Here is a 23,160-nt window from a genome sequence, read left to right as displayed (position 1 = left end):
GTCACACTCCGAGCTTGGTCTTGGCGATGTCCTCGCCGACCTTGGTGGCGGCGGCGGTCATGATGTCGAGGTTGCCGGCGTACGGCGGCAGGAAGTCTCCGGCGCCCTCGACCTCGACGAAGATCGCGACGCGGGCCATGCCGCCGGTGATCTCGGTGGGAGGGTCGAACTGCGGCTCCTGGAGTAGGCGGTAACCCGGCACGTACTCCTGGATCTCCTTCTCCCGCGTGCGGATGGCGGTGGTGATGAGGTCGTGGTCCGCATCCTCGGGGATGGCGCAGAAGATCGTGTCGCGCATGATCATCGGCGGCTCGGCCGGGTTGAGGATGATGATGGCCTTGCCGCGCTTGGCGCCGCCCACTTTCTCGATCGCCAGCTTGGTGGTCTCGGTGAACTCGTCGATGTTGGCGCGGGTGCCCGGGCCGGCCGACTCGGAGGAGACGGAGGCGACGATCTCGGCGTATTCCACGGGCACAACCGAGGACACGGCGTGGACCATCGGGATGGTGGCCTGGCCGCCGCAGGTGACCATGTTGTGGTTGGGGGCGTCGACGTGCTCGTGGAGGTTCGCCGGCGGGATGACCATCGGGCCGACCGCGGCCGGGGTGAGGTCGATGGCGATGATGCCGGCCTCTTCGTACTTGGGCGCGTAGGCCTTGTGCACGTACGCGCTGGTGGCCTCGAACAGCAGGTCGGGCTTCTCGCCACCGGCCTCGATGGAGGTGAGCAGTTCGTCGGCGCCGCCCGCCATGCAGGTGAGGCCGTGGTCGGCGGCGCGCTTCATGCCCTCGGACTCGGCGTCGATGCCGATCATCCATTTGGGCTCGATGTACTCGCTGCGCTCAAGCTTGTACATGAGGTCGGCTCCGATGTTGCCGGACCCCACGATCGCGGCGGTGAGCTTGGTCTTGTCTGTCATGACGGAAGTGTCGCGCGGGCGGGCTCGCGGGACAACAGGTTGTGCCACTCAGTGAAATCGCGGCACTCCAGGGCGGTGCACGCCGGCACTCAGGCCGGCCGTGCGCGCGCCCGGGCCGCGCCCGGAGGGTTCGTGAGGTGACCGTCTGCGCTGATGAGCCGGTCGGCGAAGGCGTTCCACTCGCGTTCCCGTATGGCGTCGCGCGCACGGGCCAAGGGGCCCTTGGGTCTGGTGCGGTGTTGGTGTCCGGTGTCGGTGAGGATGATCAGTTCGCCGAGTGGGCCGGGCCTGTAGGCGTTGGTCCCGAACGTCTTCTCCCGGTGGTGTTTCCGACACAGGCAGACGAGGTTCCACTCGGTGGTCGGCCCGCCGAGTTCGGGATCCTTCGTGTTGAACGCGATCACATGGTCCACGTCACAGTCCTCCGCGGGAACCGAACACCCCGGATGTCGGCAGGTGCCGTCGCGCATGCGGATGCGCTCCGCCATCGCGGGGGTGATCAGGTAGCGCAGGGCGTGTTCCGGGGAGTCGAGCACGCCGGGGGCGGGGTCGACGAGTTCGAACCGCACGCGTGCGTCGGCGCCCTCCAGCAACTGCTGGCACAACCAGGAGTAACTGCTGTATGCGCCGTGCACGAATTCCACGCGGTTGGGCAGCCCCTGCGCGGCCGCGGCGATCACGCTCACCCGGATCGGCCGGCCGGCTGCGGCGGCGTTACCGAGCGACGGCCTGGGCATGTCCGCACCCACGGTGACCTCACCCAGCTCGATCGATCCGTCGTCCCCCGGGCCGGAGTCCGTCCCGCCGGCGTCGGCGGGCGCCGGGGCCGGGGCGGGCGCCGGGGCGTACACGGCGAGGGAGGCGAGAGCGTCGGCACGCAGCTGATCCAGCGTGCCGGGCACCCCGTCTCCGGAGGCAGCGCGGGCGTCGGTCTCGATACGTCCCCGCAGCAACTCCGCATCGGCCAGAGGCAGCTTCGCCCACATCGAGGCCATCCCGTTCCGGCCCGACCGGAACCGGACCGTACGCGTGAGCGCCGCCCGGGCCCGGGCATCCTCGGCGCCCTCCGGGTCGAGCCGGCCGACGGCCTCATCGATCCGGCCGTCCACCGAATTGCGAGTCGGCCGGTCACCGCCGTCCAGGTCGTCGACGATGCCCGCCACGACCTCGTCCTCCACGTCCGAGACGATCGAGTCGGGCACCTCGGCCAGCTTGCAGGCGATGTCGATGGCGAGCTGTTCGGGAACGACCCCGCGCTCCACCGAGGCCCGCAGTCGCGCGAGCCGCGAATGGATCTGGACCCCGGCGGTGACCAGACGCGCGGCGTGCCAGCACGTGAGCTGACAGGCCGCCACGAGATGGTCACGAGCCCTGGATTGCGGGTCCAACCGTGCGTATGCCGAACGTGCACGAGCACCGCTCCCGGCGACCCCTTCGGTGCGGTCGACGCCCGTGCCGACCTCATCCGCCCGGGACATCTGCTCGACCAGGGCCGCTGCCGCCTCCAGCCGGGTCGCACCTGCCCGGTTCTGCGCCAGGGTCGCGGCCCGTGCCGCCTCGCTCACCTCCGTCGAGTCGAGCCCGCCCAGGGATTCCGGAACCGCGAACAGTGACTTCGTCGTCGACAATTCCCCCACCCCCCTCGCGCTCGATTTAGAACTTGTGTTCGACAGTACGGCACTGCAGGCGTTAGCGCAAGCGTTCGATCCGCCCGGCCTCCGGTGTCCGACCCGCGCGCTACACTCACCGCATGACCGAGCCCCCCTCTTCTCCCGTCGACCGCGCCTTCGAGGTGCTACGCGTGACGGCGGGCGGGACAGGGATGACGCTCAGTGAGATCGCGCGCGAGACCGGGCTGGCCAAGTCCACGACGCTGCGCCTCCTGGCCGCGCTCGAGCGCAACGACGCGGTGACGAGGATCGGGCAGCGCTACCGGCTGGGGCCGTTGGTGCACGAGCTGGACCCGATCCCGGTCTCGCCGGCGTACGAGCGGATCCGCCGGGTGCTCACACCGTTTCTCGCGCACCTCTTCGAGGCCACGCGCGCGACCGTTCACCTGGCCACCCTGCACGGCGACGAGGTGGTCTACCTCAACAAGTTGCACGGGCCGCGGCCGATCCCGTCGCCGTCGCGGATCGGCGGCGGCCTGCCGGCGTACTGCACAGGGGTGGGAAAGGCGATGCTGGCGTTCGACGAGGCAGCGGCCGAGCGCGTGGCGCAGGAGCCGTTGGTCGAGTGGACGGACACCACTGTGACCTCCCCCGACGCCCTGGCGGTGGAGCTCGCCGAGATACGACGGAGGAGACGCGCGATCGACCGCGCCGAGCTCACGCCCGGCCTGTACTGCGTGGCGGCGCCGGTGTTCGACGACGACGACGAGGAGCGCGCAGGCGGGACGCGGGCCGTCGCCGCGTTGTCCGCCAGCGCGGCGGACGAGAGCGCGCTGGCCCGGCTCGAGCCGCTGGTCACCCGCGTCGCCGCGGCGGCCGGTCGCGCGCTGGCCGCGGACGGTTAGCGGAAGTCCATGGTGACGTCGCCCAGCCCGGCGAACTCGGCGCGGAAGCTGTCGCCCGGGGCGGCGTCCATCGCGCGGATCGCGGTGCCCGGAAGGATCACGTCGCCCTTGCGCAGACGGACACCGAACTTGGCGACCGTCGACGCGAGCCACCCGACCGAATTGAGCGGGTTACCGAGCACCGCGTCGGAACGCCCGGACGCGAGGAACTCGCCGTTCTTGTAGAGGGTCGCGTCGATCGCCGCGACGTCGATGTCCGCGAGCCGGACCCGCTGCTCGCCCACCACGTAGCCACACGACGAGGCGTTGTCCGCGATCGTGTCGGGCAGCGTGATCTTCCAGTCCCGGATGCGGGAGTCGATCAACTCGATCGAGGGGACGACCCACTCGATCGCCGCGGCGGCCTCCTCCTGGGAACATCCCTCCGGCGGGATGTCGGCGCCCAGGATGAAGCCGACCTCCACCTCGACCCGCGGGAAGCAGAACCGGGCCGCCTCGATCGCGGTGCCCTCGGGGTATTCCATCGTGTCGAGCAGATGCCCGTAGTCGGGCTCGTCGACGCCCATCATCTCCTGCATCGCCTTGGACGCCAGGCCCACCTTGTGGCCGGTCACCACCGCGCCGGCATCGAGCCTGCGGCGGATGTTGACCAGCTGGATCTCGAAGGCGTCGTCCGGGGTCATGTCAGGATGGTCGTCGGTCAGCGGCGCGATCGGCGCGACGTCCGACTCGGCGTCCCAGAGTCGCTGGGCAAGTGTGGCGCGGGTCTCCTCGTTCAGCATGAGGGGGATGCTACCTGGGCCGTCTGGCGCCACGGCGCTCAGTTCTATAACGTGTTCTACATGGCAGACCAGGAATTCGACGTCGTCGTCGTCGGCAGCGGTGGAGCAGGCATGACGGCCGCCCTCGCTGCAGCAAAGAAGGGCCTCAGCGTGGTCCTCGTTGAGAAGGCCCCCCACTACGGAGGCTCCACCGCGCGCTCCGGCGGCGGCGTGTGGATCCCCAACAATTCGGTGCTCCGACGCGACGGCGTCCTGGACACCCCGGAGGCGGCCCGCACGTACCTCCGCTCGATCATCGGCGACGCGGTGGAGCCCGAGAAGATCGACACCTACGTCGACCGCGGTCCCGAGGTCCTGGACTTCGTCCTCGCCAACAGCCCCCTGCGGTTGGAGTGGGTCAAGGACTACTCCGACTATTACCCCGAGGCTCCCGGTGGGCGTCTCGGCGGCCGGTCCGTCGAGCCCAAGCCGTTCGACCTCCGCCAGCTCGGGTCCGAGGCCGACAAGCTGGAGCCGGGCTACGCCAAGGCGCCGGTCAACATGGTGGTGATGCAGTCCGACTACCGCTGGCTCAACCTCCTCCAGCGTCCGCACACCAAGGGCATCAGGCGTTCGATCCGGGTCGCCCTCCGGATGTTCCTCGCCAAGGCGCGCGGGCAGAACTCGGTGGGGATGGGTCGCGCGCTCATCGCCGCGATGCGCAAGGGCCTGCTCGACGCCGGCGTTCCGGTGTGGCTCGAGACCCCCATGACCGGCCTGGTCACCGAGGGTTCGGGCACCCATGAGCGCGTCGTGGGCATCACCGTCACCCGCGGCGGCGAGGAGGTGACCCTCCGTGCGCGACTCGGCGTGGTGATCGGGTCCGGTGGCTTCGAGCACAACCAGGAGATGCGCGACAAGTACCAGCGTCAGCCCATCCCCACCTCGTGGACGGTCGGGGCCGCGGCCAACACCGGTGAGGGAATCGAGTACATGGAGAAGACCGGCGCCTCACTGTCCTTCATGGAGGACGCTTGGTGGGGTCCGACGATCCTGCTGCCGCGCGGCCCCTGGTTCGCGCTGGCCGAGCGCTCGCTGCCGTGCTCGTTCATGGTCAACTCCCGTGGTGAGCGGTTCATGAACGAGTCGCTGCCCTACGTCGAGGCCGGCCACAAGATGTACGGCGGCGAGTTCGGACAGGCACCCGCCGGGCAGGAGGGGACGCCCGGCGAGAACGTCCCGGCCTGGATCGTCTTCGACCAGGAGTACAAGAACAGGTACCTCTTCGCTGGTCTGCAGGCCAAGCAGCCGCTGCCCAGGAAGTGGCTCGAGACCGAGAACTTCCACAAGGCGGACACCCTCGCCGAGCTCGCCGACCTCATCGGCGTGCCGGCGGAGGCGCTCGAGCGGACCGCCGAGAAGTTCAACGGCTTCGCCGACAAGGGCGTCGACGAGGACTTCAGCCGCGGCGAGTCGGGTTACGACCACTACTACGGCGACCCGACCAACAAGCCCAACCCGAGCCTCGGCCCGGTCCGCAAGGCGCCGTTCTACGCCGCCAAGATGGTGCCCGGTGACCTCGGCACCAAGGGCGGCGCGAACACCGACGTCCACGGCCGCGTCCTGCGCGAGGACGGCTCCGTGATCGAGGGCCTCTACGCCGCGGGCAACGCCTCCTCGCCGGTCATGGGCCACACCTACGCCGGCCCGGGCGCCACCATCGGCCCCGCGATGGTCTTCGGCTACCTCGCCGTGGAGAACATGCTGGCCTCCGCCCCCACCACCGCCACGACGGGAGTCTGACGTGCCGATCGACCTCGACAAGGCCCTCGGGGCCGAGCTCCCCTCGCAGGAGTTCTCCTGGACCGCCTCCGACGTGGCGCTCTACGCCCTGTCGGTGGGCGCCGCCGCCGACCCGATGGACACCACCGGTCTGGAGTACGTTCACGACACGGCGCCCAAGGTGCTGCCGTCGTTCGCCACCGTCGCCGCGACGATGAACGTCACCGAGGCCCCCCGCGTATCCTTCCCGGGCGTGGAGATCGACCTGGCCAAGGTCGTCCACGGCAGCCAGTCGGTGAGACTGCACCGGCCCATCCCGGCGGCCGGAACGGCGACGACGACGACGACGATCGCCGAGATCCAGGACAAGGGCTCGGCCGCGGTGATCATCCAGGAGTCCGAGACGGTCTCCGCCGACGGTCAGAAGCTGTGGACCTCGCGCTCGGGCATCTTCGCCCGCGGCGAGGGTGGCTTCGGCGGCGATCGCGGGACCTCCGAGAAGGTCGAGTACCCCGAGCGGGAGGCCGACCACACGATCGAGGTGGCCACGCTCCCCCAGCAGGCGCTGTTCTACCGCCTCTGCGGCGACCGCAACCCGCTGCACTCCGATCCCGCGTTCGCCGAGGCGGCCGGGTTCCCCCGCCCGATCCTCCACGGCCTGTGCTCGTACGGCCTGGTCCTGCGGGCGGTCGTGGATCAGGTGCTCGGCGGCGACGTGGCGCGCGTCGGCGGCTACGGAGTCACCTTCGGCGGCATCTTCTTCCCCGGCGAGACCATGCGCATCCGGGTGTGGGAGGAGGGCTCGCGACTGCTCGTGGCGGCGACCGTCGCCGAGCGCGACGACGCCCCCGTGCTGAAGAACGTGGTGGTCGACCTCGCCTGACCGGCGCTGGTGGGGCGGTTCAGCAGAGCTCGCGGAACTGCTCCACCAGCCGGAGGCGACCCGGGGCGTCGAGCGCCATCGGGGTGACGGTGAGCGTGGTGGCGCCGGCCTCGCGGAACGCCTCGACCCGCTCGGCCACGTATCCCGCCGGGCCGATGAGAGAGACCGACCGGACCAGCTCGTCGGGCACGGCCGCGGCGGCCTCGTCCTTCTTGCCGTCCAGGTAGAGGTCCTGGATACGGGCGGCCTCGGCCTCGTAGCCGTAGCGGCAGGCGAGCTCGTTGTAGAAATTTTTGCCGCGCGCGCCCATGCCGCCGATGTAGAGGGCCAGGTGCGGTCGCACGAAGTCCAGGTAGCCGGGGACCTCGTCCTCCTCGCAGATCGCCAGTGCGGGCCCCGCGTAGACCTCGAGTTCGCCCAGCGACGGATCGCGCTTCTCCCGGCCCCTGGCCAGCGCGTCACCCCAGGCCACGTCCGCCTTCTCCGGGTGGAAGAACAGCGGCTGCCAGCCGTTCGCGACCTCGGCCGCGAGCTCGACGTTCTTCGGTCCCAGGGCGGCGAGGATGATCGGGATGTTCTCGCGCACGGGGTGGTTGATGAGCTTGAGCGGCTTGCCCAGTCCCGTGCCCTGATCGGCGGGCAGGGGGATCTGGTACTTCTTGCCGTCGTGGACGACCTTCTCGCGGCGCCACACCTTGCGGCAGATCTCGATGACCTCCCGCGTCCGGGCCAGCGGCGCGTCGTACTTCACGCCGTGGAAACCCTCGACCACCTGCGGCCCGGAGGCGCCCAGGCCGAGGGTGAAGCGGCCGTCGGAGACGAAGTCCAGGCCGGCCGCGGTCATCGCGGTGAGCGTGGGCGTGCGGGTGTAGATCTGCAGGATGCCCGAGGCCAGCTCCATGGTGGATGTCTTGGCCGCGAGGTAGCCGAGCTGGCTGACCGCGTCGAACGAGTAGGCCTCGGGGACGAACGCGATGTCCAGTCCCGCCCGCTCGAGGTCGGCGGCCTCCGCGGCCGTCTCGGCGAATCCGCCGCTGTAGTTGAGAGCCATTCCGATGCGCATGCGCGCAACGCTACCGGGGGGTCCGGTCGCCGCGGATCACCGCGTCGACCTCGCCGCCGATCCGCACGAACACCCCGACCCGGCGACGCAGCGGCGAATCGGAGCGCTCGTATCCCACCAGCCGCATCCCCGCGTCGGAGGCGACCTCCAGGACGGTGTGCTCGGGCAGGTCGACGTCGGAGGTGGGGACGACGACGAGGTCGGCGGTCCCCAGCATCCGGGCCAGTCGCAGTCGGCGCGTCGGTTCGTCCCCCCGGCGACGCAGCCACCGGCGCACCGCGACCACACAGGCCGCGATCCCCCACGCGACGAGCGGGAGCAGCGCCACGAGCGTGAGCACCCAGCCGGGGCTCACCGCCGCACCGCCACGCGGGTGAACCGCATCGGGTCCAGCCAGGGGCCCCGCTGCACGAGTGCCCGCGTGCCCCCCACCGGTTCCAGGCCCCTGGACCGGGCCGCCGCGTAGACGACCGACCGGGGTAGCCGTAGCTCCCAGGGTCGGATGACCACCTCGTCGTCGTCGCCGTCGAGCCGCACCGCGAGCGCACGGGCGCGCCGACCGTGCCGGCCCCGATACCACCGCGCCGGGTCGATTTTCCGCATGCAACGGATCGTACGGGGCCGTAGGCTCGCCCCCATGGCACCGAAGCCCAGCCTTCAGTCCGAGTCACACCCCGCCGATCCCCGTGCGGCCGATCCGGAGCTCACCGACGACGGGCACGTCGTCGAGCCCAGCGCGGACGACTACCGTCACGCCACCGAACTCGAGATCAACCACGACTGGTACAAGTCCGCGGTGTTCTACGAGGTCCTGGTGCGGGCCTTCTACGATTCCGACGGCAACGGCACCGGCGATCTGCGCGGGCTCATCGAGAAGCTCGACTACCTCGAATGGCTCGGCGTGGACTGCCTGTGGCTGCCGCCGTTCTACGACTCGCCGCTGCGCGACGGCGGGTACGACATCCGCGACTTCCGCACCGTGCTGCCGGAGTTCGGCACCGTCGAGGACTTCGTGGAGCTCCTCGAGCAGGCGCACAGCCGGGGTATCCGGGTGATCACCGACCTGGTCATGAACCACACCTCCGACACCCACGCGTGGTTCCAGGAGTCCCGAGCGGACCCGACGGGCCCGTACGGCGACTTCTACGTCTGGTCGGACGATGACGCCCGGTACCCGGAGGCCCGCATCATCTTCGTCGACACCGAGTCGTCCAACTGGACCTACGACCCGGTGCGCGGACAGTTCTACTGGCACCGCTTCTTCTCCCACCAGCCCGACCTCAACTACGACAACCCCGAGGTCCAGGAGGCGATGATCGACGTCCTGCGCTTCTGGCTGGACCTGGGCATCGACGGGTTCCGCCTGGACGCCGTGCCGTACCTGTTCGAGCGCGACGGCACCAACTGCGAGAACCTGCCCGAGACCCACGAGTTCCTCCGCAAGTGCCGGGCCGTGGTCGAGGAGGAGTTTCCCGGGCGTGTGCTGCTGGCCGAGGCCAACCAGTGGCCCGAGGACGTGGTGGACTACTTCGGCGAGTCCGAGGTGGGCGACGAGTGCCACATGGCGTTCCACTTCCCGCTGATGCCTCGGATCTTCATGGCGGTGCGGCGGCAGTCCAGGTTCCCCGTCACCGAGATCCTCGCCCAGACCCCGGACATCCCGTCGTCGGCGCAGTGGGCGATCTTCCTGCGCAACCACGACGAGCTGACGCTCGAGATGGTCACCGACGAGGAACGCGACTACATGTACGCCGAGTACGCCAAGGACCCGCGGATGAAGGCGAACATCGGCATCCGCCGGCGCCTGGCCCCGCTGCTCGACGGCGACACCAACCAGCTCGAGCTGTTCACCGCGCTGCTGTTGAGCCTGCCCGGGTCGCCGATGCTGTACTACGGCGACGAGATCGGTATGGGCGACAACATCTGGCTCGGCGACCGCGATGCCGTCCGCACTCCGATGCAGTGGAGCCCCGACCGCAATGCCGGGTTCTCCCGCTGTGATCCGGGCCGGTTGTACCTGCCCGCGATCATGGACCCCCTGTATGGCTACCAGGGCGTCAACGTGGAGGCGCAGATGAACTCCACCGCCAGCCTGCTGCACTGGACGCGGCGCATGATCCACGTCCGCAAGAGCCACCCGGCGTTCGGGCTGGGCGAGTTCACCGACCTCGGCGGGTCCAACCCGTCGATCCTGTCCTACCTGCGCACGCACGGGTCCGAGAGCGCCGGGGCCGACGTGATCCTGTGCGTCAACAACCTGTCGCGCTTCCCGCAGGCGGTGCGCCTGGACCTGGCGGAGTACGCCGGCCACCAGCCCGTCGAGCTCACCGGCGGGGTGCCGTTTCCCGAGGTCGACGCCGACCCGTACCAGCTCACGCTGCCCGGGTACGGCTTCTACTGGCTCGAGCTGCGCAGCCCGGAGGAGGGACTGTGAGCATCACCCCGATCGGCGACGACACGATCGCCCGACTGCTCACCGACTGGCTGCCCGAACAGCGGTGGTTCGCCGGCAAGGGGCTGGAACTCACCGGAGTGCGGATCACCCGGCGCGAGGTGTTCCTGGACGATCCCGAGGTCCTGGTCGAGCACCTGCTGGTGGATCTCGAGGTGGACGGTCGGCCCCAGCGCTACCAGGTGCCGATCGCGACCGCGGCCGAGTTGCCGGGTGACCGACGGGCGTTCCCGTTGACCCCGGAGGGCGCCTCCCCCGTGATCTACGACGGACTGCGCGACCCCCGCGGCACCGAGTCCCTGCTCCGCCACCTGGCCGGGCAGGACGAGGTCGGCGGGCTGCGGTTCCGACTGGTCCCCGGCGCCACGCTGCCCGAGCCCACGTGGGGGCGGCTGCTGGAGGGTGAGCAGTCCAACTCGTCGCTGGTGTACGGCGACGACCTCATGGTCAAGGTGTTCCGGCTGGTCCAGCCGGGCGTGAACCCCGACGTGGAGCTGCACGCCGCGCTGGCCGACCGGGAGTGCCCGGCGGTGGCGGCGCTGCGGGGATGGGTGGAGTTGGACGACGACGACACCGCCGCCGGCGACACCGGGGCCGGGCCCACCACGCTCGCCATGGCCCAGGAGTTCATGGCCGGGGCGGCGGACGGGTGGGCGATGGCCACGGCGAGCGTGCGCGACCTGTTCGCCGAGGCCGACCTGCTCGCCGAGGAGGTCGGCACCGACTTCGCCGACGAGAGCTTCCGGCTGGGCGCGGCCGTCGCGCAGGTGCACGAGGACCTGGCGGCGGCGACCGGGGTGAGCACCCGGGACGGCACCGATCTGGTGGCGTCGATGCGGGCCCGCCTGGATGCCGCGGTGGCGGAGGTGCCGGAGCTGGCGGAGTTCGCCGACGCGGCCCGGGCGGTCTTCGACGAGGTGGCGGGATCCGGCCCGGTGCGGGTGCACCGCATCCACGGCGACCTGCACCTCGGCCAGACGCTGCGGGCCCCGGACCGGTGGATCGTCATCGACTTCGAGGGCGAGCCGGCCGCGCCCCTCGCCGAGCGACGGGTGGCCGACGCCCCCGCCCGCGACGTGGCCGGCATCCTGCGCAGTCTCGACTACGCGGCACAGCACACCCTGGTCGGTGTGGAGGACCGGCAGCTGCGGTTCCGGGCCCGCGAGTGGCGCGACCGCAACGTCGACGCCTTCTGCGCGGGGTACGCCGAGGTCGGTGACTCCGACCCGCGCGAGACCGGTGCGCTGCTGCGGGCCTACACGCTCGACAAGGCGCTGTACGAGGTCGTCTACGAGACGCGGAACCGACCCGGCTGGGTCGCGGTGCCGATGGGCGCGGTGCGGCGCATCCTCACCGCGGACTGACACGTCTGTCGCCCACCCGGCCGGTCGGGCGGGTGGGCGACAGGGGCGACACCGTGAGGCGTCAGTTGCTCGAGATCCGCTCCTTGGCCCACTTGTAGTCGGCCTTGCCCGCGGGCGAGCGTCGGATCTCGGGGACGTCGACGATCACCTTGGGGACCTTGTAGTTCGCCAGGGACTCGCGCAGGAACGCCGAGAGCTCCTCCTGCTCGGCCGACATGCCCTCGCGGAACGACACGACCGCGGCGACCTTCTGGCCGTACCGCTCGTCGGGAGCACCGGCGACCAGCGCGTCATGGACGGCCGGGTGCGCCTTGAGCGCCTGCTCGACCTCCTCCGGGAACACCTTCTCGCCACCGGTGTTGATGCAACCCGAGCCGCGGCCCAGGAAGACGATGGTCCCGTCCTCGCGGATCTGGCCCATGTCACCGAGCACCGCCACCCGCTGGCCACCGACCTCCGGGAAGGTCTTGGCGGTCTTCTCCGGATCGTTCCAGTAGCCGAGGGGGACGTGGCCGCGTCGGACGATGTACCCGACCTCGTCCGACCCGGGCGTGATCGGACGGTTCGACTCGTCGATCACCCCGAGGCGCGGGGTGGGGGCCAGGAGCATCTCACCCTGCTCGTTGAGATTCATCTCGCCGTCGTTGCCGGTCTCGGACGCGCCGAAGTTGTCGCGGATGATGACGTTCGGGAACGCCTCGATCAGCCGGTCGCGGGAGGTCTTGGACCAGATGCCGCCGCCGGACGCGACCATGAACATGGCGCTGAAGTCCTTGGTGTCCTTCGCCGCGAGCAGCGCGTCGGTGATCGGGACCGCCATGCCGTCGCCGACGAACATCAGCAGCTGGGCCTTGTACTCGGCGGTCGCGTCCACGATCACCTCGGCGTCGAAGTCGCGGAACATGACCAGGTGGCCGCCCAGGTTGACGAAGGTCAGCAGGGTGAACAGGCCGGCGCCGTGCATGAGCGGGGCCGAGATGACGATCTTGAAACCGCCCTCGGGCGAGACGTTGTCCGCGACCTCCTGCGGGCTGTGCCGCTTGTCGCCGTACGGGTTACCGCCGGACAGGCACGCGTAGTAGTAGTCCGACATGTGCCACTGGACGCCCTTGGGGAACCCGGTGGTGCCGCCCGTGTAGACGATCCAGTGGTCGTCGCCGCGCACGGGCTCGAATTCCCGCTCCGCGGACTGTCCCGGCAGTTCGGCGTCCACGTCGACGACCGTCAGGCCGTTCTCGGCGCAGGCGTCGGCGAGGACCTGCGGGACGCCACCCACGACGAGGACCGTGCGGGCGGTCTCGAGCTTGGGCACGGCGGCGGCCATGGTCTCCGCGAACTCCGCGTCGACCAGGACGGCGACCGACTGCGAGTCGTTGAACAGGTAGACCAGCTCGGCCGGGGTGTAGCGGTAGTTGACGTTGATCCCGGCCACCCGGATCTTCATGGCCGCGACGATGGCCGCCATGTGCTCGGCGCTGTTCTTCATGTACAGCGCGATATGGCTCTGCGGCTCCGCACCGTGGGCCTTGAGGAGATGACCCATCCGGTTGGCGAGCTCGTCGATCTGACGGTAGGTGTAGTCGACCCCGTCCATCGTGAGCAGGAGGTTGTCCGGGATCTTGTCGGCCACGGCCTCGAAGACGGCGGCCTCGTTCATCTCCGGATTGGTCCCGGCGAGGGGATCGGTGGACTGGTCGGCTGCTGCATCAGTCATCGGGCGGGTCCTTTGCACGCGGGGGCTAACTGTGTCGTCTCTCACATTGTGACCTGAACTTGTTCTCGTGTCCAGACGCGGGTCTGACCTGCGCTGATTTCAGATTGCTGGAACAGGTTCTATTCACTATAGGCGGCCGCACCGGCAGGTCGCTGCAGCAGTGGGGCCGGGGAGGGCCTACATTGCGAACATGAGCGGATCACGGTCCAGAAATCCCGGCCCGCCGTACGACGGCGGTCTCCGGCTGCCGCGTTCGACGGGGTCGGGTGACGTGCCGCAGGATGGCCGTCGCTCGTCGGCGCGGGAGGCCGACCGGCCCTCGCGGCGGCGCGGCCCGACCCTGCACGGCCCGTCCGAGCAGGGCACTCTGCGGTCCCGCGGGCTCGCGGGAGGGCTGCGGATGTTCGTCCGCCCGGCGCTGGACAGGATGCCCGCGACGGAAGTCTCGCTCGGCCGCCTGCGTGCGCTGACCTCCGGCGCCGGGCGGGCGGCCGCCCTGGAGAGCACCAACGACTGGTCCGGGGACGGGCCCGTGCCCGGCCTCTGGGTGGGCCGCAAACGCTTCTTCGACTCGGACAAGGTCATTTTCCACATCCACGGGGGTGGCTTCACGTTCGGATCGCCGTGGTCGCACAAGGCCCTGGCGTCGAGGATCGCCAGCGAGACCGGCGTCCCCGTGTTCCTGCCGGACTACCGACTCGCCCCGGAGCACCCGCACCCGGCGGCCACCGAGGACACGATCGCCGGGTGGGAGTGGCTGCTGGAGATGGGCTTCCCGGCCGAGAACATCGTGGTCGCCGGAGATTCCGCGGGGGGCAATCTGGCGATGCAGCTGGTCGCCCACCTCGAGCGGACCGGGGCGGCGATGCCCGCCGGCGTCGTCCTTCTCTCCCCGTGGGTCGACCTGGACTTCACCGACATGACCGCGCGGGACCGGGCGCGCAAGGACCCCTTCCTCGCGCTGGGCCTGGCCGAACTGTGTCGTCGCCAGTACGCACCGGGTGTGGACACGGACGATCCGGCGATCTCCCCCATCAACTACGAGCCCTCGCCCGACTGGCCGCCGTTCCTCATCCAGTGCGGCGGCGAGGAGATCTTCCGCGGGGGCATCGAGGCGATGGCCGAGAACTTCGCCGAACACGGGGTGCGCCACGAGTTCCAGCTGTGGCCCCACCAGTTCCACGTGTTCCAGGTCTTCCACCCGCTCGTCCCCGAGGCGAAGATCGCGGTGCGGGACATCGGATCGTTCGTGCGCGGCTGCCTGCGGGGCTGAGCCACTCGGGCAGGCCACGCCCGAGGGCGGCAGCCCGCCCCGAGGCCGCCGTCAGACGGTGAGCACCAGGCCCGAGGTGGGCACGCCGGTGCCCGCGGTGACGACGAGCTTCTCGGCGCCGGGGACCTGGTTGACCGAGTCACCGCGGAGCTGACGGACGCCCTCGGCGATGCCGTTCATCCCGTGGATGTAGGCCTCCCCGAGCTGGCCGCCGTGCGTGTTGAGCGGCAGCCGTCCGCCCACCTCGAGCGCGCCGGGCTCGCGGACGAAGTCCTTGGCCTCACCGCGACCGCAGAAGCCCAGCTCCTCGAGCTGCATGAGGACGTACGGGGTGAAGTGGTCGTAGAGCACGGCCATGTCCATGTCGTCGGGGCGCAGGCCGGACTGCGCCCACAGCTGGTCACCGACGATGCCCATCTCCGGCAGTCCCGCGAGCTCGGGGCGGTAGTACGAGGTCATGATGTACTGGTCCGGCCCGGACCCGGACGCCGCCGCCGCGATCGACACCGGCGTGTGCGGCAGGTCGCGGGCCCGCTCGGGCGTGGTCACCACGATCGCCTGACCGCCGTCGGACTCCTGGCAGCAGTCCAGCAGGTGCAGCGGCTCGGCGATGTACCGCGAGTTCTGGTGGTCGGCCAACGTGATCGGCTTGCCGTGGAAGAACGCGGCGGGATTGGCCGCGGCGTGCTTGCGGTCGACCACCGCGACCCGGCCGAAGTCCTCGCTCGTGGCGCCGTACTCGTGCATGTAGCGCTGCGCGACCATGGCCACGAACCCGGCCGGGGTGGACAGGCCGTGCGGGTAGGAGAAGGCGTTGTCCGTGCCGGAGGAGTTGACCTGCTGCACCAGCGCCGAGTTGACCTGGCCGAAGCGCATCCCGGAGCGCTCGTTGAATGCGCGGTAGCAGACCACGACCTCGGCCACGCCGGTCGCCACGGCCATCGCGGCCTGCTGCACGGTCGCGCACGCCGCGCCGCCGCCGTAGTGGATGCGGGAGAAGAAGTTCAGGCTGCCGATCCCGGCGGCCCGCGCCACCGCGATCTCGGTGTTGGTGTCCATGGTGAACGACACCAGGCCGTCGACGTCCGAGGGCTGCAGCCCGGCGTCGGCGACGGCCGCCTGCACGGCCTCGGCGGCCAGCCGCAGCTCGGAGCGGCCGGAGTCCTTGGAGAAGTCGGTCGCGCCGATGCCGACGATCGCCGCCTTGTCTGAGAGAGAGCTCATCAGGCCGGGTCTCCGTTCATGTAGAGGGTCGCCGTGGAGGTGACGTGCGCGCCCAGCGAGTCGGTGCCGACGATCTTCAGCGTGACCAGCCCGTCGTCGTCGACCCCGGTCACCTCGCCGGTGAGGGTGAGGGAGTCGTAGGCGTACCAGGGCACGCCCAGGCGCAGCTTGATGGACGTGATGCGGGCGCGCTGGCCCGCCCAGTCGGTGACGAACCGCTGCACCAGACCGGTGTCGGTGAGGATGTTGACGAAGATGTCCTTGGACCCCTTGGCGTGGGCCAGGTCGCGGTCGTGGTGGACGTCCTGGAAGTCCCGAGTCGCCAGGGCGGACGCCACGATGAACGTCGGTGTGCCCTCGATGGTCAGCTCGGGGAGCCGGTCCCCCACCGCCACGGCGGGCGGGGTGGCCGGACAGACGGTACGGTGCTCGCTCACTTGACGGCCCCTTCGGTCCTTGCGGGTGACCCCGCGGATTCCTGACGGTCGACAGGGCGTGCGCCGGCCGGGCGCCAGGCGTACAGCGTCCACGGTTCGGTGCCGAACGCGGCGTCGGCGGAGGAGTCGCCGGGCATGTCGAGGAACTCCACCTCGACCTCCATGCCGATCCGGACCTCCGCCGGCTCGATGTCGCGCAGCTCGCCGAGCATGCGCACTCCCTCCTCCAGCTCCACCAGCGCGATGACGAACGGGAACCTGGTGCGGCCCGGCACGCGCGGGGCGTGATGGACCACGAAGCTGTACACGGTGCCGCGGCCGGAGGAGACCACGTAGTCGGTCTGCTCGGACTTGTCCTTCCACAGCGCCGGGACGGGCGGGTGCTGCAACGAGCCGTCCTCGCGGGTCTGGATGCGCAGCTCGTGGGCGGCGACGCCGGCCCAGAAGAACTGCGTGTCGTGCGAGACCGACGGGCGCAGGACCTTGCCCACCACCAGGTCGTCGGTGGCCGAGCCGGAGCTGGCCACGATCTGGTCGGCGGGCGCCGGCTCGGGCTCGGCGGGCGCCGGCGCGGGCTCGGCGGGCTTCGCCGCGGGGCGGAACTTGAGGATGCGGAAGTCCATCTCCGCGACGACCTCGTCACCGACGCGCCAGTAGTTGCGGGTGGTGAAGAACCAGCCCTCCCCCAGGCCCGTGGTCTTGGGGCCGACCACGTCCACCAGGACGGACTCGATGGTCACCTCCTCGCCCGGGCGGGTGTATCGGTGGTAGGTGGAGTCGCAGTTGGTCGCGACGACCGAGGTGAAGCCCTCGGCGTCGAGGAGGTCGGTCATCCGACCCAGCGGGTCGTCGGCCTCACGGGTCTTCCCGAGCCCGCGCATGGTCCACACCTGCGCCATGGCCGGCGGTGCGACCGGTCCGCCGTGTCCGGCCGCGCGTGCGGCCTCCTCGGAGGAGTAGATGGGGTTAGTGTCACCGATCGCCTCGGTCCAGTTCCGGATCATCGGCGTGTTGATCGGGTCGCGGCCCGCACGGCGGGCGCTCCCGCCGGCGGCGCGGACCTCCTCGGCGGCGGCGAGGATACGGGCGGCCTGCTCGTCACTCATGGGTACCTTCTCGGTGGATCAGGGGGATGGTCTCTAGCGGGCGGTGCGGGGCATGCCGAGGCCACCCATGCAGGTCAGTTCGCGCATGACCTCGTTGACACCGCCGCCGAAGGTGATCACCACGTTGCGCTTGTTCATCATGTCGAACCAGCGCTGCAGCGCCGCGGTGTCGGGATCGGTGGGGTCGCCGAAACGGCCGAGCAGCTCCTCGACGATCCGGCCGACGTGCTGGATCTCCTCGGTGGAGAACACCTTCGAGGCCGCGGAGTCGCCCATCGACGGGTTCTCGCCCACCGAGGAGACCTTCCAGTTGAGCAGCTCGTTGAGCCGGACGATCGCGAAGATCTCCGCGAGTCCGCGCCGCACCTCGGGCCGGTCCAGGTGGCGGACCCCGTCCGGGCCCGTGCCGCGGGCCCAGGCGGCCAGCTCGTCGTAGTACCCGCCCGGACGCCCGGACGGCGCGAGCATGACGCGCTCGTGGTTGAGCTGGGTGGTGAGCATCTTCCAGCCGCCGTCGACCTCGCCCACCACCATGTCCGCCGGGACGCGCACGTCCGAGTAGTAGGTGGCGTTGACGTGATGGGCGCCGTCGCAGGTGATGATCGGGGTGAACGAGAATCCGGGGTCGGTGGTGTCGACGATGAAGATCGTCAGCCCGCGATGGCGCGAGTCCGGGGTCCCGGTGCGGGCGGCCAACCAGATGTAGTCGGCGTGGTGGCCACCGGTGGTCCACATCTTCTGACCGTTGATGATCCAGTCGCCGGTGGCCTCGTCACGCCTCGCGGTCGTGCGCAGGGCGGCCAGGTCGGTGCCGGCGTCGGGCTCGGAGTAGCCGATCGCGAAGTGGATCGACCCGTCGAGGATGCCGGGCAGGAACTTCGCCTTCTGCGCCTCGCTGCCGTACTTCTGCAGGGTCGGGCCCACGGTCTGCAGCGTCACCGACGGCAGCGGCACGTCCGCACGCGTGGCCTCGTTGGTGAAGATCTGCTGCTCGATGTGGCCGAAGCCCTTGCCGCCGTACTCGGCGGGCCAGCCCACGCCCAGCCAGCCGTCGCGGCCCATGCGCGTGATGATCTCGGCGTAGGTGTCGCCGTGACGGGTGGTGGCGATGTCCGCCGCCTCCTCCGGCGAGATGAGCGTCGAGAAGTACTCGCGCAGCTCGGCCTGCAGTGCGCGCTGTTCGGGCGTGAGGTCGATGAACGCGCCGTCGGCGTCGGCCGGGGTGGCGTCCGCGGCGGGGGCGGCACCGCCCGCCTCGATCCTGTCGACCGGGTCCGCGGCGAGCGCGGCACCGAGCGCGTCGAGGTGCAGCTGCGCGCCGCCGACGAACCGTGCCAGGTCCTTGACCGCCGAGGCGTATCGGAACATGGGGTAGGTGACGTCCACGCCCACGCCGCCGTGCAGGTGGTGCAGGAGCTGGACGGCCCGCGGGCCCTCGGCCGCCAGCCAGTAGGCGCCGATCGTGGGGTCGGACTCGTAGCGGTCCCCGGACCCGGCCACCCCCTCGGAGATCCGCCAGGACACCGACTGCGCGATCACGTGGAGCGTCTGCGAGACGATGTACACGTCCGCGAGCTCCTGCTGGACCGCCTGGAACGACCCCAGCGCCTTGCCGAACTGCTGACGTTCCTTGAGGTAGCCGGCCGTCATCTCCAGCGCGCCGCCGATGAGACCGTCCCCGTGCGCGATACAGGCGGACAGGACGAGACGTCGGAACACCTCGAGGACGGGTTCCGATCCCGAGCCGCGCAGCACGTCGTCGTCGTCGACCCCGGTGGCCTCGAACCGCATCGCGTACTCGGGCACCCCCAGGGAGCCGAGGGTGGGCGTCAGGGTGACGCCCGGGGCGTCGGGGGCGACGACGACGAGTGCGGCGCCCCCGGACGTGGACACCGGCACGAGGACCGAACGGGCCTGGGCCGCGTACCGCACCGACGTGGCGGTCCCGGTGAGCTTCCCACCCTCGAGCCGCACGGTGGGCTCGAGCGGCAGTGGGTGTCCGGGCTCGGCGACGGCGGCGGTGAGGATGCGGCCGTCCTCGATGCCCTCGAGAAGCCGGGCCTGCTGGTCGGGGGTGCCCAGCGCGACGATCGGCGCCACGCCGAAGCCCAGGGTCTCCAGGACGGGGATCACCACTCCGGCGCGGCCGACCTCCTCGAGCACCACCGCGATGTCGGCGGGCGTGAGGTCGTCCCCGCCGAGGGCGGAGGGCAGGCCCAGGGAGAGCAGACCGGACTCGGCGAACGCCGCCCACAGTCGCTCGTCGAAGCCGGCGTCGTCCACGCCGCGGCTGGGTAGCGCGGTGAGCAGTTCCTCGGCCGGGGCGGCCGTCGACAGTGCGCCGGCCACCGCCTCGGCGACGGCAGCCTGGGTCTCGGTACGGGTGAAGTCCACGGGGGTCAGTCCTTAATCGGGAGGGGGTCGGTCACGTGCTCGAACTAGTCCCTGGGCAGGCCGAGGATGCGCTCGCCGACGACGTTGAGCAGGACCTGCTCGGTGCCACCGGCGATCGACAGGCAGCGGACCATGAGGAACTTGCGTCCCTGCTCGGTGAATTCGACGCCGCCGGCGCCGGTGAGCTGCAGACCGAACTCGGCGATGTCCTGACGGTGGCGCACACCCACGATCTTGCGGACCGAGGACTCGGCGCCCGGGCCCGAGCCGGCGAGGCTGCGCAGCGCGGTGCGCAGGTCGAGGAGGTTTCCGACGACGCCGTCGGCGACGTGCTTGCCGAACTCGTCGAGCACGAGCGCGTCGTCGGCCACACCGGCTGCGTTGATCAGCCCGATGATCTCCTCCGCCGCGTCGCCGAGCGACGAGCCACCGCCCATGGCCACGCGCTCGTTGGCCAGGGTGGTGCGGGCGATCTTCCAGCCGTCGTTGACCGTGCCCACCTGGAACTCGTCGGGGACGAAGAGGTCCTCGAGGTAGACCTCGTTGAACAACGCCTCACCGGTGATCTCGCGCAGGGGTCGCGTGCGGATGCCCTCGGAGCGCATGTCCACGAGGAAGTACGTGATGCCCTTGTGCTTGGGGGCGTCGGAGTCCGTCCGGGCCAGGCACATCGCCCAGTCGGCCTCGCGGGCCAGGGAGGTCCACACCTTCTGTCCGTTGAGCTTCCAGCCGCCGTCGACCTTCTCGGCGGTGGTGCGCAGGGCGGCCAGGTCGGAGCCGGCGCCGGGCTCGGAGAACAGCTGACACCACCTGATCGCCCCGGCCATGGTGTCGCGCACGAGCAGGTCGGCGTGCTCGGGGGCCGCCTGGAGGATGGTCGGCACCGCCCAGCCGCCGATCGTGATGTCGTGGCGGGTCACGCCGGCGGCCTCGAGCTCCTCGTCGATGAGGAGCTGCACGGCCGGGCTGGCGCCGAGGCCCCACGGCTCGGGCAGGTGGGGCATGAACAGGCCCGTGTCGGCGAGGGCACGCTTGCGCTCGTCGCCCTCCACGGCCGCGACCTTCGCCACCAGGGCGCGGATCTCCTCGCGCTTGGCGTCCAGCCCGTCGATCTCGGACAGGTCGATGTCGAGGTGGCGGCGCCTGCCGGCGAGGGTGAGCTCGGCCAGGCTGCGTCGCCAGCGGGCGGAGCCGCCGATGATCTGGCGCAGCGCGCTCGCGCGCCGCATGTAGAAGTGGGCCTCGTGCTCGAAGGTGAAGCCGATACCGCCGAGGATCTGGATGCAGTCCTGGGAGTTGCGCACGGCGTTGTCGAAGGCCAGCGCCCCGGCGACCGCGGCGGCGACGGGCAGCTCGGAGTCGGTGGCGGTGAGGTCCTCCGCCGCGACGGCGGCGTCCCACGCCAGCGCGCGGACCTGCTCGGTGCGGCACAGCATGTCGGCGGCGAGGTGCTTGATGGACTGGAACGAGCCGATCGTGCGCCCGAACTGCTCGCGGATCTTGGCGTAGTCCACCGCGGTGGCGAGCGTGTAGTCGGCGACGCCCGCGGCCTCGGCGGCGGCCAGGGTGACGAACAGCTGGTGGACGTGTGCGGTGGTGACGCCCTCGAGGACGCGGTCGGCCGGGATCGTCACGCCCTGCAGGCTGACGTGGCCGATCGACGCCGAGATGTCGTACGGGGTCGCCGGGGTGACGGTGAGCCCCGGCGTGCCCGCCTCGAGAAGCGCCCAGCGGGTGGCGCCGTCCACCTCGACGGGCAGCAGCAACCCTCCGCCGGGGGTGCCGCCGTAGGCGACGCCGGGATCGCCCGTGATCTCCCCCGACCCGTCCAAGGTCGCGGTGCCGATGCCCAGGCACACCCCGACGGGCAGGCCGCCCTCGGCGATCGTCTCACCCAGCGCGTTGGCGACGGCTCCGCCTGCGCGCGAGACCAGGACACCGGTCAGCGCGGTGGACAGGACCGGGCCGGGCGCCATTTTCGCCGCGGCCTCCTCGAGCATGCACGCCAGGTCGACGATCTCGGCGCCGGCGCCACCGTGCTCCTCCGCGATGGCGACGCCGAACAGCCCCAGCTCGGCGAGTCGGGGCCACACGGCCTTCCAGGCTTCCGGATCCTTCTCCTGAACGCGTACCGTGGCCACGGGATCGGCGGACTTCGCCCAGGCCTTGATCGAGTTCTGGATCTCGGTCTGATCCGGGGTGGTGGCGATACTCACTGCTGGGCTCCTCGGGCGCGACGGGATTTCCGTACTCGGCGCGGGCCCGCTGACCCGCGCGCTCCACGCCATAATAGAACGTGTTCTAGGTATCGTGTTCTAGAATGCACCAGAAGGGTCCCCGACGCACACCCGGGTCCCGCCCCAGCCCGCCGGGATGCCCCGCCGACCCGATCCGACCAGCGCAGAAGGTTTCGCCTCCATGACCAAGAGCTCAGCCGGGACCCGTACCGCCGCCGCGCCGGACCCCGCCGCCCGGAGCGACGAGCCCACCACGTCGTCGCAACGCGAGCGCCGTCGGCGGATCCTGGACGCGACCCTCGCCCTGGCCGCCAAGGGCGGCTACGAGGCCGTGCAGATGCGTGCCGTCGCCGAGAAGGCCGAGGTCGCGGTGGGCACCCTCTACCGGTACTTCCCGTCCAAGGTGCACCTGCTGGTCTCGGCGCTCGCCCGTGAGTTCCGTCGGCTCGACCAGCGCACCGAGCGGTCAGCCCCGCCCGGCGACACCGCGCAGGAGCGGATGAAGGTCGTGGTGGAGATGATCACCAAGTCCATGCAGCGCGACCCGAACCTCACCGAGGCGATGACGCGCGCCTTCATGTTCGCCGACGCCTCCGTGGCCAACGAGGTCGAGGAGGTCGGCTTCTACATGGACCGGATCCTCGCCCGCGCGATGGCCCAGGGCACCCCGGACGAGGTGCAGCTCTCGATCGCCCGGGTCGTCTCCGACGTGTGGATGTCCAACCTCGTGTCGTGGCTGACCCGCAGGTCGTCGGCCGCCGAGGTCGCCACCAGGCTCGGTCTCACCATCGATCTGCTGCTGGGCAGCGACGACTCTCCCCGCCGGGCCCGGATGCACACCGCGATCGGCAACGGCCACGACACAGACTCGGACTCCGACCCCGGCGAGATCGGAGAGGGCAGAGACTCAGCCGGCTGACAACCCGCCCAGAGCGGCACCGCAACCGCTCCCGCGGCTGGCATCCCGCTCCCGCGCCTGACCGCCAAGACGGCCGCCGCTCCCGAAGATGGCGTCTCGCCTGCCCATCGGGGCACG

The 23,160-nt window shown here is 70.7% G+C and carries 19 protein-coding genes and 1 pseudogene; 7 read left to right on the top strand and 13 right to left on the bottom strand.

The window, feature by feature from the left end; genetic code table 11:
* Position 1: 1 nt before the first annotated feature.
* Together OVA21_RS01555 and OVA21_RS01550 are read right to left on the bottom strand one after the other, a co-directional pair.
* A complete protein-coding gene (locus tag OVA21_RS01555) occupies positions 2-919 on the bottom strand; it encodes an acetaldehyde dehydrogenase (acetylating) (protein ID WP_096906064.1) in 918 nt (305 codons plus the stop codon).
* An 89-nt stretch (positions 920-1,008) separates the two neighbouring features.
* A complete protein-coding gene (locus OVA21_RS01550) occupies positions 1,009-2,556 on the bottom strand; it encodes an HNH endonuclease signature motif containing protein (RefSeq protein WP_096906065.1) in 1,548 nt (515 codons plus the stop codon).
* 113 nt (positions 2,557-2,669) lie between these two features.
* Here OVA21_RS01550 and OVA21_RS01545 point away from each other — a divergent pair, with 113 nt between their 5' ends.
* Positions 2,670-3,434, top strand: coding sequence for an IclR family transcriptional regulator (locus OVA21_RS01545; protein WP_096906066.1), 765 nt, complete (start codon positions 2,670-2,672; stop codon positions 3,432-3,434).
* On the opposite strand, the gene OVA21_RS01540 is transcribed toward OVA21_RS01545, so the two are convergent.
* Positions 3,431-4,216 (bottom strand): 2-keto-4-pentenoate hydratase, encoded by a 786-nt coding sequence (locus OVA21_RS01540; protein ID WP_096906067.1) that lies wholly within the window; start codon positions 4,214-4,216, stop codon positions 3,431-3,433. The genes OVA21_RS01545 and OVA21_RS01540 overlap by 4 nt on opposite strands.
* Before the next feature lie 51 nt (positions 4,217-4,267).
* Here OVA21_RS01540 and kstD point away from each other — a divergent pair, with 51 nt between their 5' ends.
* Together kstD and OVA21_RS01530 are read left to right on the top strand one after the other, a co-directional pair.
* Entirely contained in the window at positions 4,268-5,998 is a 1,731-nt protein-coding gene (gene kstD / locus OVA21_RS01535; protein WP_132062689.1) for a 3-oxosteroid 1-dehydrogenase, read from the top strand.
* 1 nt (position 5,999) lies between these two features.
* Complete coding sequence (locus tag OVA21_RS01530; protein ID WP_132062691.1) at positions 6,000-6,860, top strand: MaoC/PaaZ C-terminal domain-containing protein; 861 nt, start codon at positions 6,000-6,002, stop codon at positions 6,858-6,860.
* Positions 6,861-6,879: 19 nt separating this feature from the next.
* Here the strand turns inward: OVA21_RS01530 and OVA21_RS01525 are convergent, their stop codons facing one another.
* From OVA21_RS01525 to OVA21_RS01515, 3 genes are read right to left on the bottom strand one after another with little or no spacing between them, the layout of a single operon-like run.
* Positions 6,880-7,923: an LLM class F420-dependent oxidoreductase gene (locus tag OVA21_RS01525; RefSeq protein ID WP_120284605.1), complete on the bottom strand. Its 1,044-nt coding sequence runs from the start codon at positions 7,921-7,923 to the stop codon at positions 6,880-6,882.
* 10 nt (positions 7,924-7,933) lie between these two features.
* Positions 7,934-8,278: a hypothetical protein gene (locus OVA21_RS01520; RefSeq protein WP_132062693.1), complete on the bottom strand. Its 345-nt coding sequence runs from the start codon at positions 8,276-8,278 to the stop codon at positions 7,934-7,936.
* Positions 8,275-8,526 carry a hypothetical protein gene (locus OVA21_RS01515; protein ID WP_067711720.1) on the bottom strand — a complete coding sequence of 84 codons (252 nt, stop codon included), beginning with the start codon at positions 8,524-8,526 and terminating at the stop codon, positions 8,275-8,277. The genes OVA21_RS01520 and OVA21_RS01515 overlap by 4 nt, the downstream gene beginning before the upstream one ends.
* Before the next feature lie 34 nt (positions 8,527-8,560).
* Here OVA21_RS01515 and treS point away from each other — a divergent pair, with 34 nt between their 5' ends.
* Complete coding sequence (treS, locus tag OVA21_RS01510) at positions 8,561-10,357, top strand: maltose alpha-D-glucosyltransferase (protein ID WP_268091630.1); 1,797 nt, start codon at positions 8,561-8,563, stop codon at positions 10,355-10,357.
* Complete coding sequence (locus OVA21_RS01505) at positions 10,354-11,739, top strand: maltokinase N-terminal cap-like domain-containing protein (RefSeq protein ID WP_096906073.1); 1,386 nt, start codon at positions 10,354-10,356, stop codon at positions 11,737-11,739. The genes treS and OVA21_RS01505 overlap by 4 nt, the downstream gene beginning before the upstream one ends.
* Positions 11,740-11,800: 61 nt before the next feature.
* Here the strand turns inward: OVA21_RS01505 and OVA21_RS01500 are convergent, their stop codons facing one another.
* The gene (locus tag OVA21_RS01500) at positions 11,801-13,453 is read right to left on the bottom strand and encodes an AMP-binding protein (protein ID WP_268091629.1); all 1,653 of its coding nucleotides are present in this window, start codon (positions 13,451-13,453) and stop codon (positions 11,801-11,803) included.
* 190 nt (positions 13,454-13,643) lie between these two features.
* Between OVA21_RS01500 and OVA21_RS01495 the strand changes: the two genes are divergently transcribed.
* Positions 13,644-14,726, top strand: a complete 1,083-nt coding sequence (locus OVA21_RS01495) for an alpha/beta hydrolase (protein ID WP_268091628.1) — start codon at positions 13,644-13,646, stop codon at positions 14,724-14,726.
* Between the two features lie 51 nt (positions 14,727-14,777).
* Here the strand turns inward: OVA21_RS01495 and OVA21_RS01490 are convergent, their stop codons facing one another.
* From OVA21_RS01490 to OVA21_RS01470, 6 genes and pseudogenes are all read right to left on the bottom strand, one after another.
* Positions 14,778-15,950, bottom strand: a complete 1,173-nt coding sequence (locus OVA21_RS01490) for a lipid-transfer protein (RefSeq protein ID WP_119192641.1) — start codon at positions 15,948-15,950, stop codon at positions 14,778-14,780.
* A complete protein-coding gene (locus tag OVA21_RS01485; RefSeq protein WP_132062703.1) occupies positions 15,950-16,387 on the bottom strand; it encodes a MaoC family dehydratase in 438 nt (145 codons plus the stop codon). The genes OVA21_RS01490 and OVA21_RS01485 overlap by 1 nt, the downstream gene beginning before the upstream one ends.
* Entirely contained in the window at positions 16,384-17,493 is a 1,110-nt protein-coding gene (locus OVA21_RS01480; protein WP_268091626.1) for a bifunctional MaoC family dehydratase N-terminal/OB-fold nucleic acid binding domain-containing protein, read from the bottom strand. The genes OVA21_RS01485 and OVA21_RS01480 overlap by 4 nt, the downstream gene beginning before the upstream one ends.
* A 33-nt stretch (positions 17,494-17,526) precedes the next feature.
* Positions 17,527-18,690 carry an acyl-CoA dehydrogenase family protein gene (locus OVA21_RS19225; protein ID WP_307872397.1) on the bottom strand — a complete coding sequence of 388 codons (1,164 nt, stop codon included), beginning with the start codon at positions 18,688-18,690 and terminating at the stop codon, positions 17,527-17,529.
* Between the two features lie 102 nt (positions 18,691-18,792).
* Positions 18,793-19,776, bottom strand: a pseudogene (locus OVA21_RS19220) (acyl-CoA dehydrogenase family protein); the annotation flags it as partial.
* Positions 19,777-19,931: 155 nt separating this feature from the next.
* The gene (locus tag OVA21_RS01470) at positions 19,932-22,103 is read right to left on the bottom strand and encodes an acyl-CoA dehydrogenase (protein WP_268091624.1); all 2,172 of its coding nucleotides are present in this window, start codon (positions 22,101-22,103) and stop codon (positions 19,932-19,934) included.
* A gap of 202 nt (positions 22,104-22,305) precedes the next feature.
* On the opposite strand from OVA21_RS01470, the gene kstR reads away from it, so the two are divergent.
* Positions 22,306-23,043 carry a cholesterol catabolism transcriptional regulator KstR gene (kstR, locus tag OVA21_RS01465; protein WP_096906081.1) on the top strand — a complete coding sequence of 246 codons (738 nt, stop codon included), beginning with the start codon at positions 22,306-22,308 and terminating at the stop codon, positions 23,041-23,043.
* The last annotated feature ends 117 nt before the right edge of the window (positions 23,044-23,160 follow it).

The organism is Dietzia sp. SL131 (assembly GCF_026672565.1).
Classification (GTDB): domain Bacteria; phylum Actinomycetota; class Actinomycetes; order Mycobacteriales; family Mycobacteriaceae; genus Dietzia; species Dietzia kunjamensis.
The sequence above is the reverse complement of the archived record's forward strand: the minus strand, read 5'-3'. Positions and strand labels throughout refer to the sequence as shown.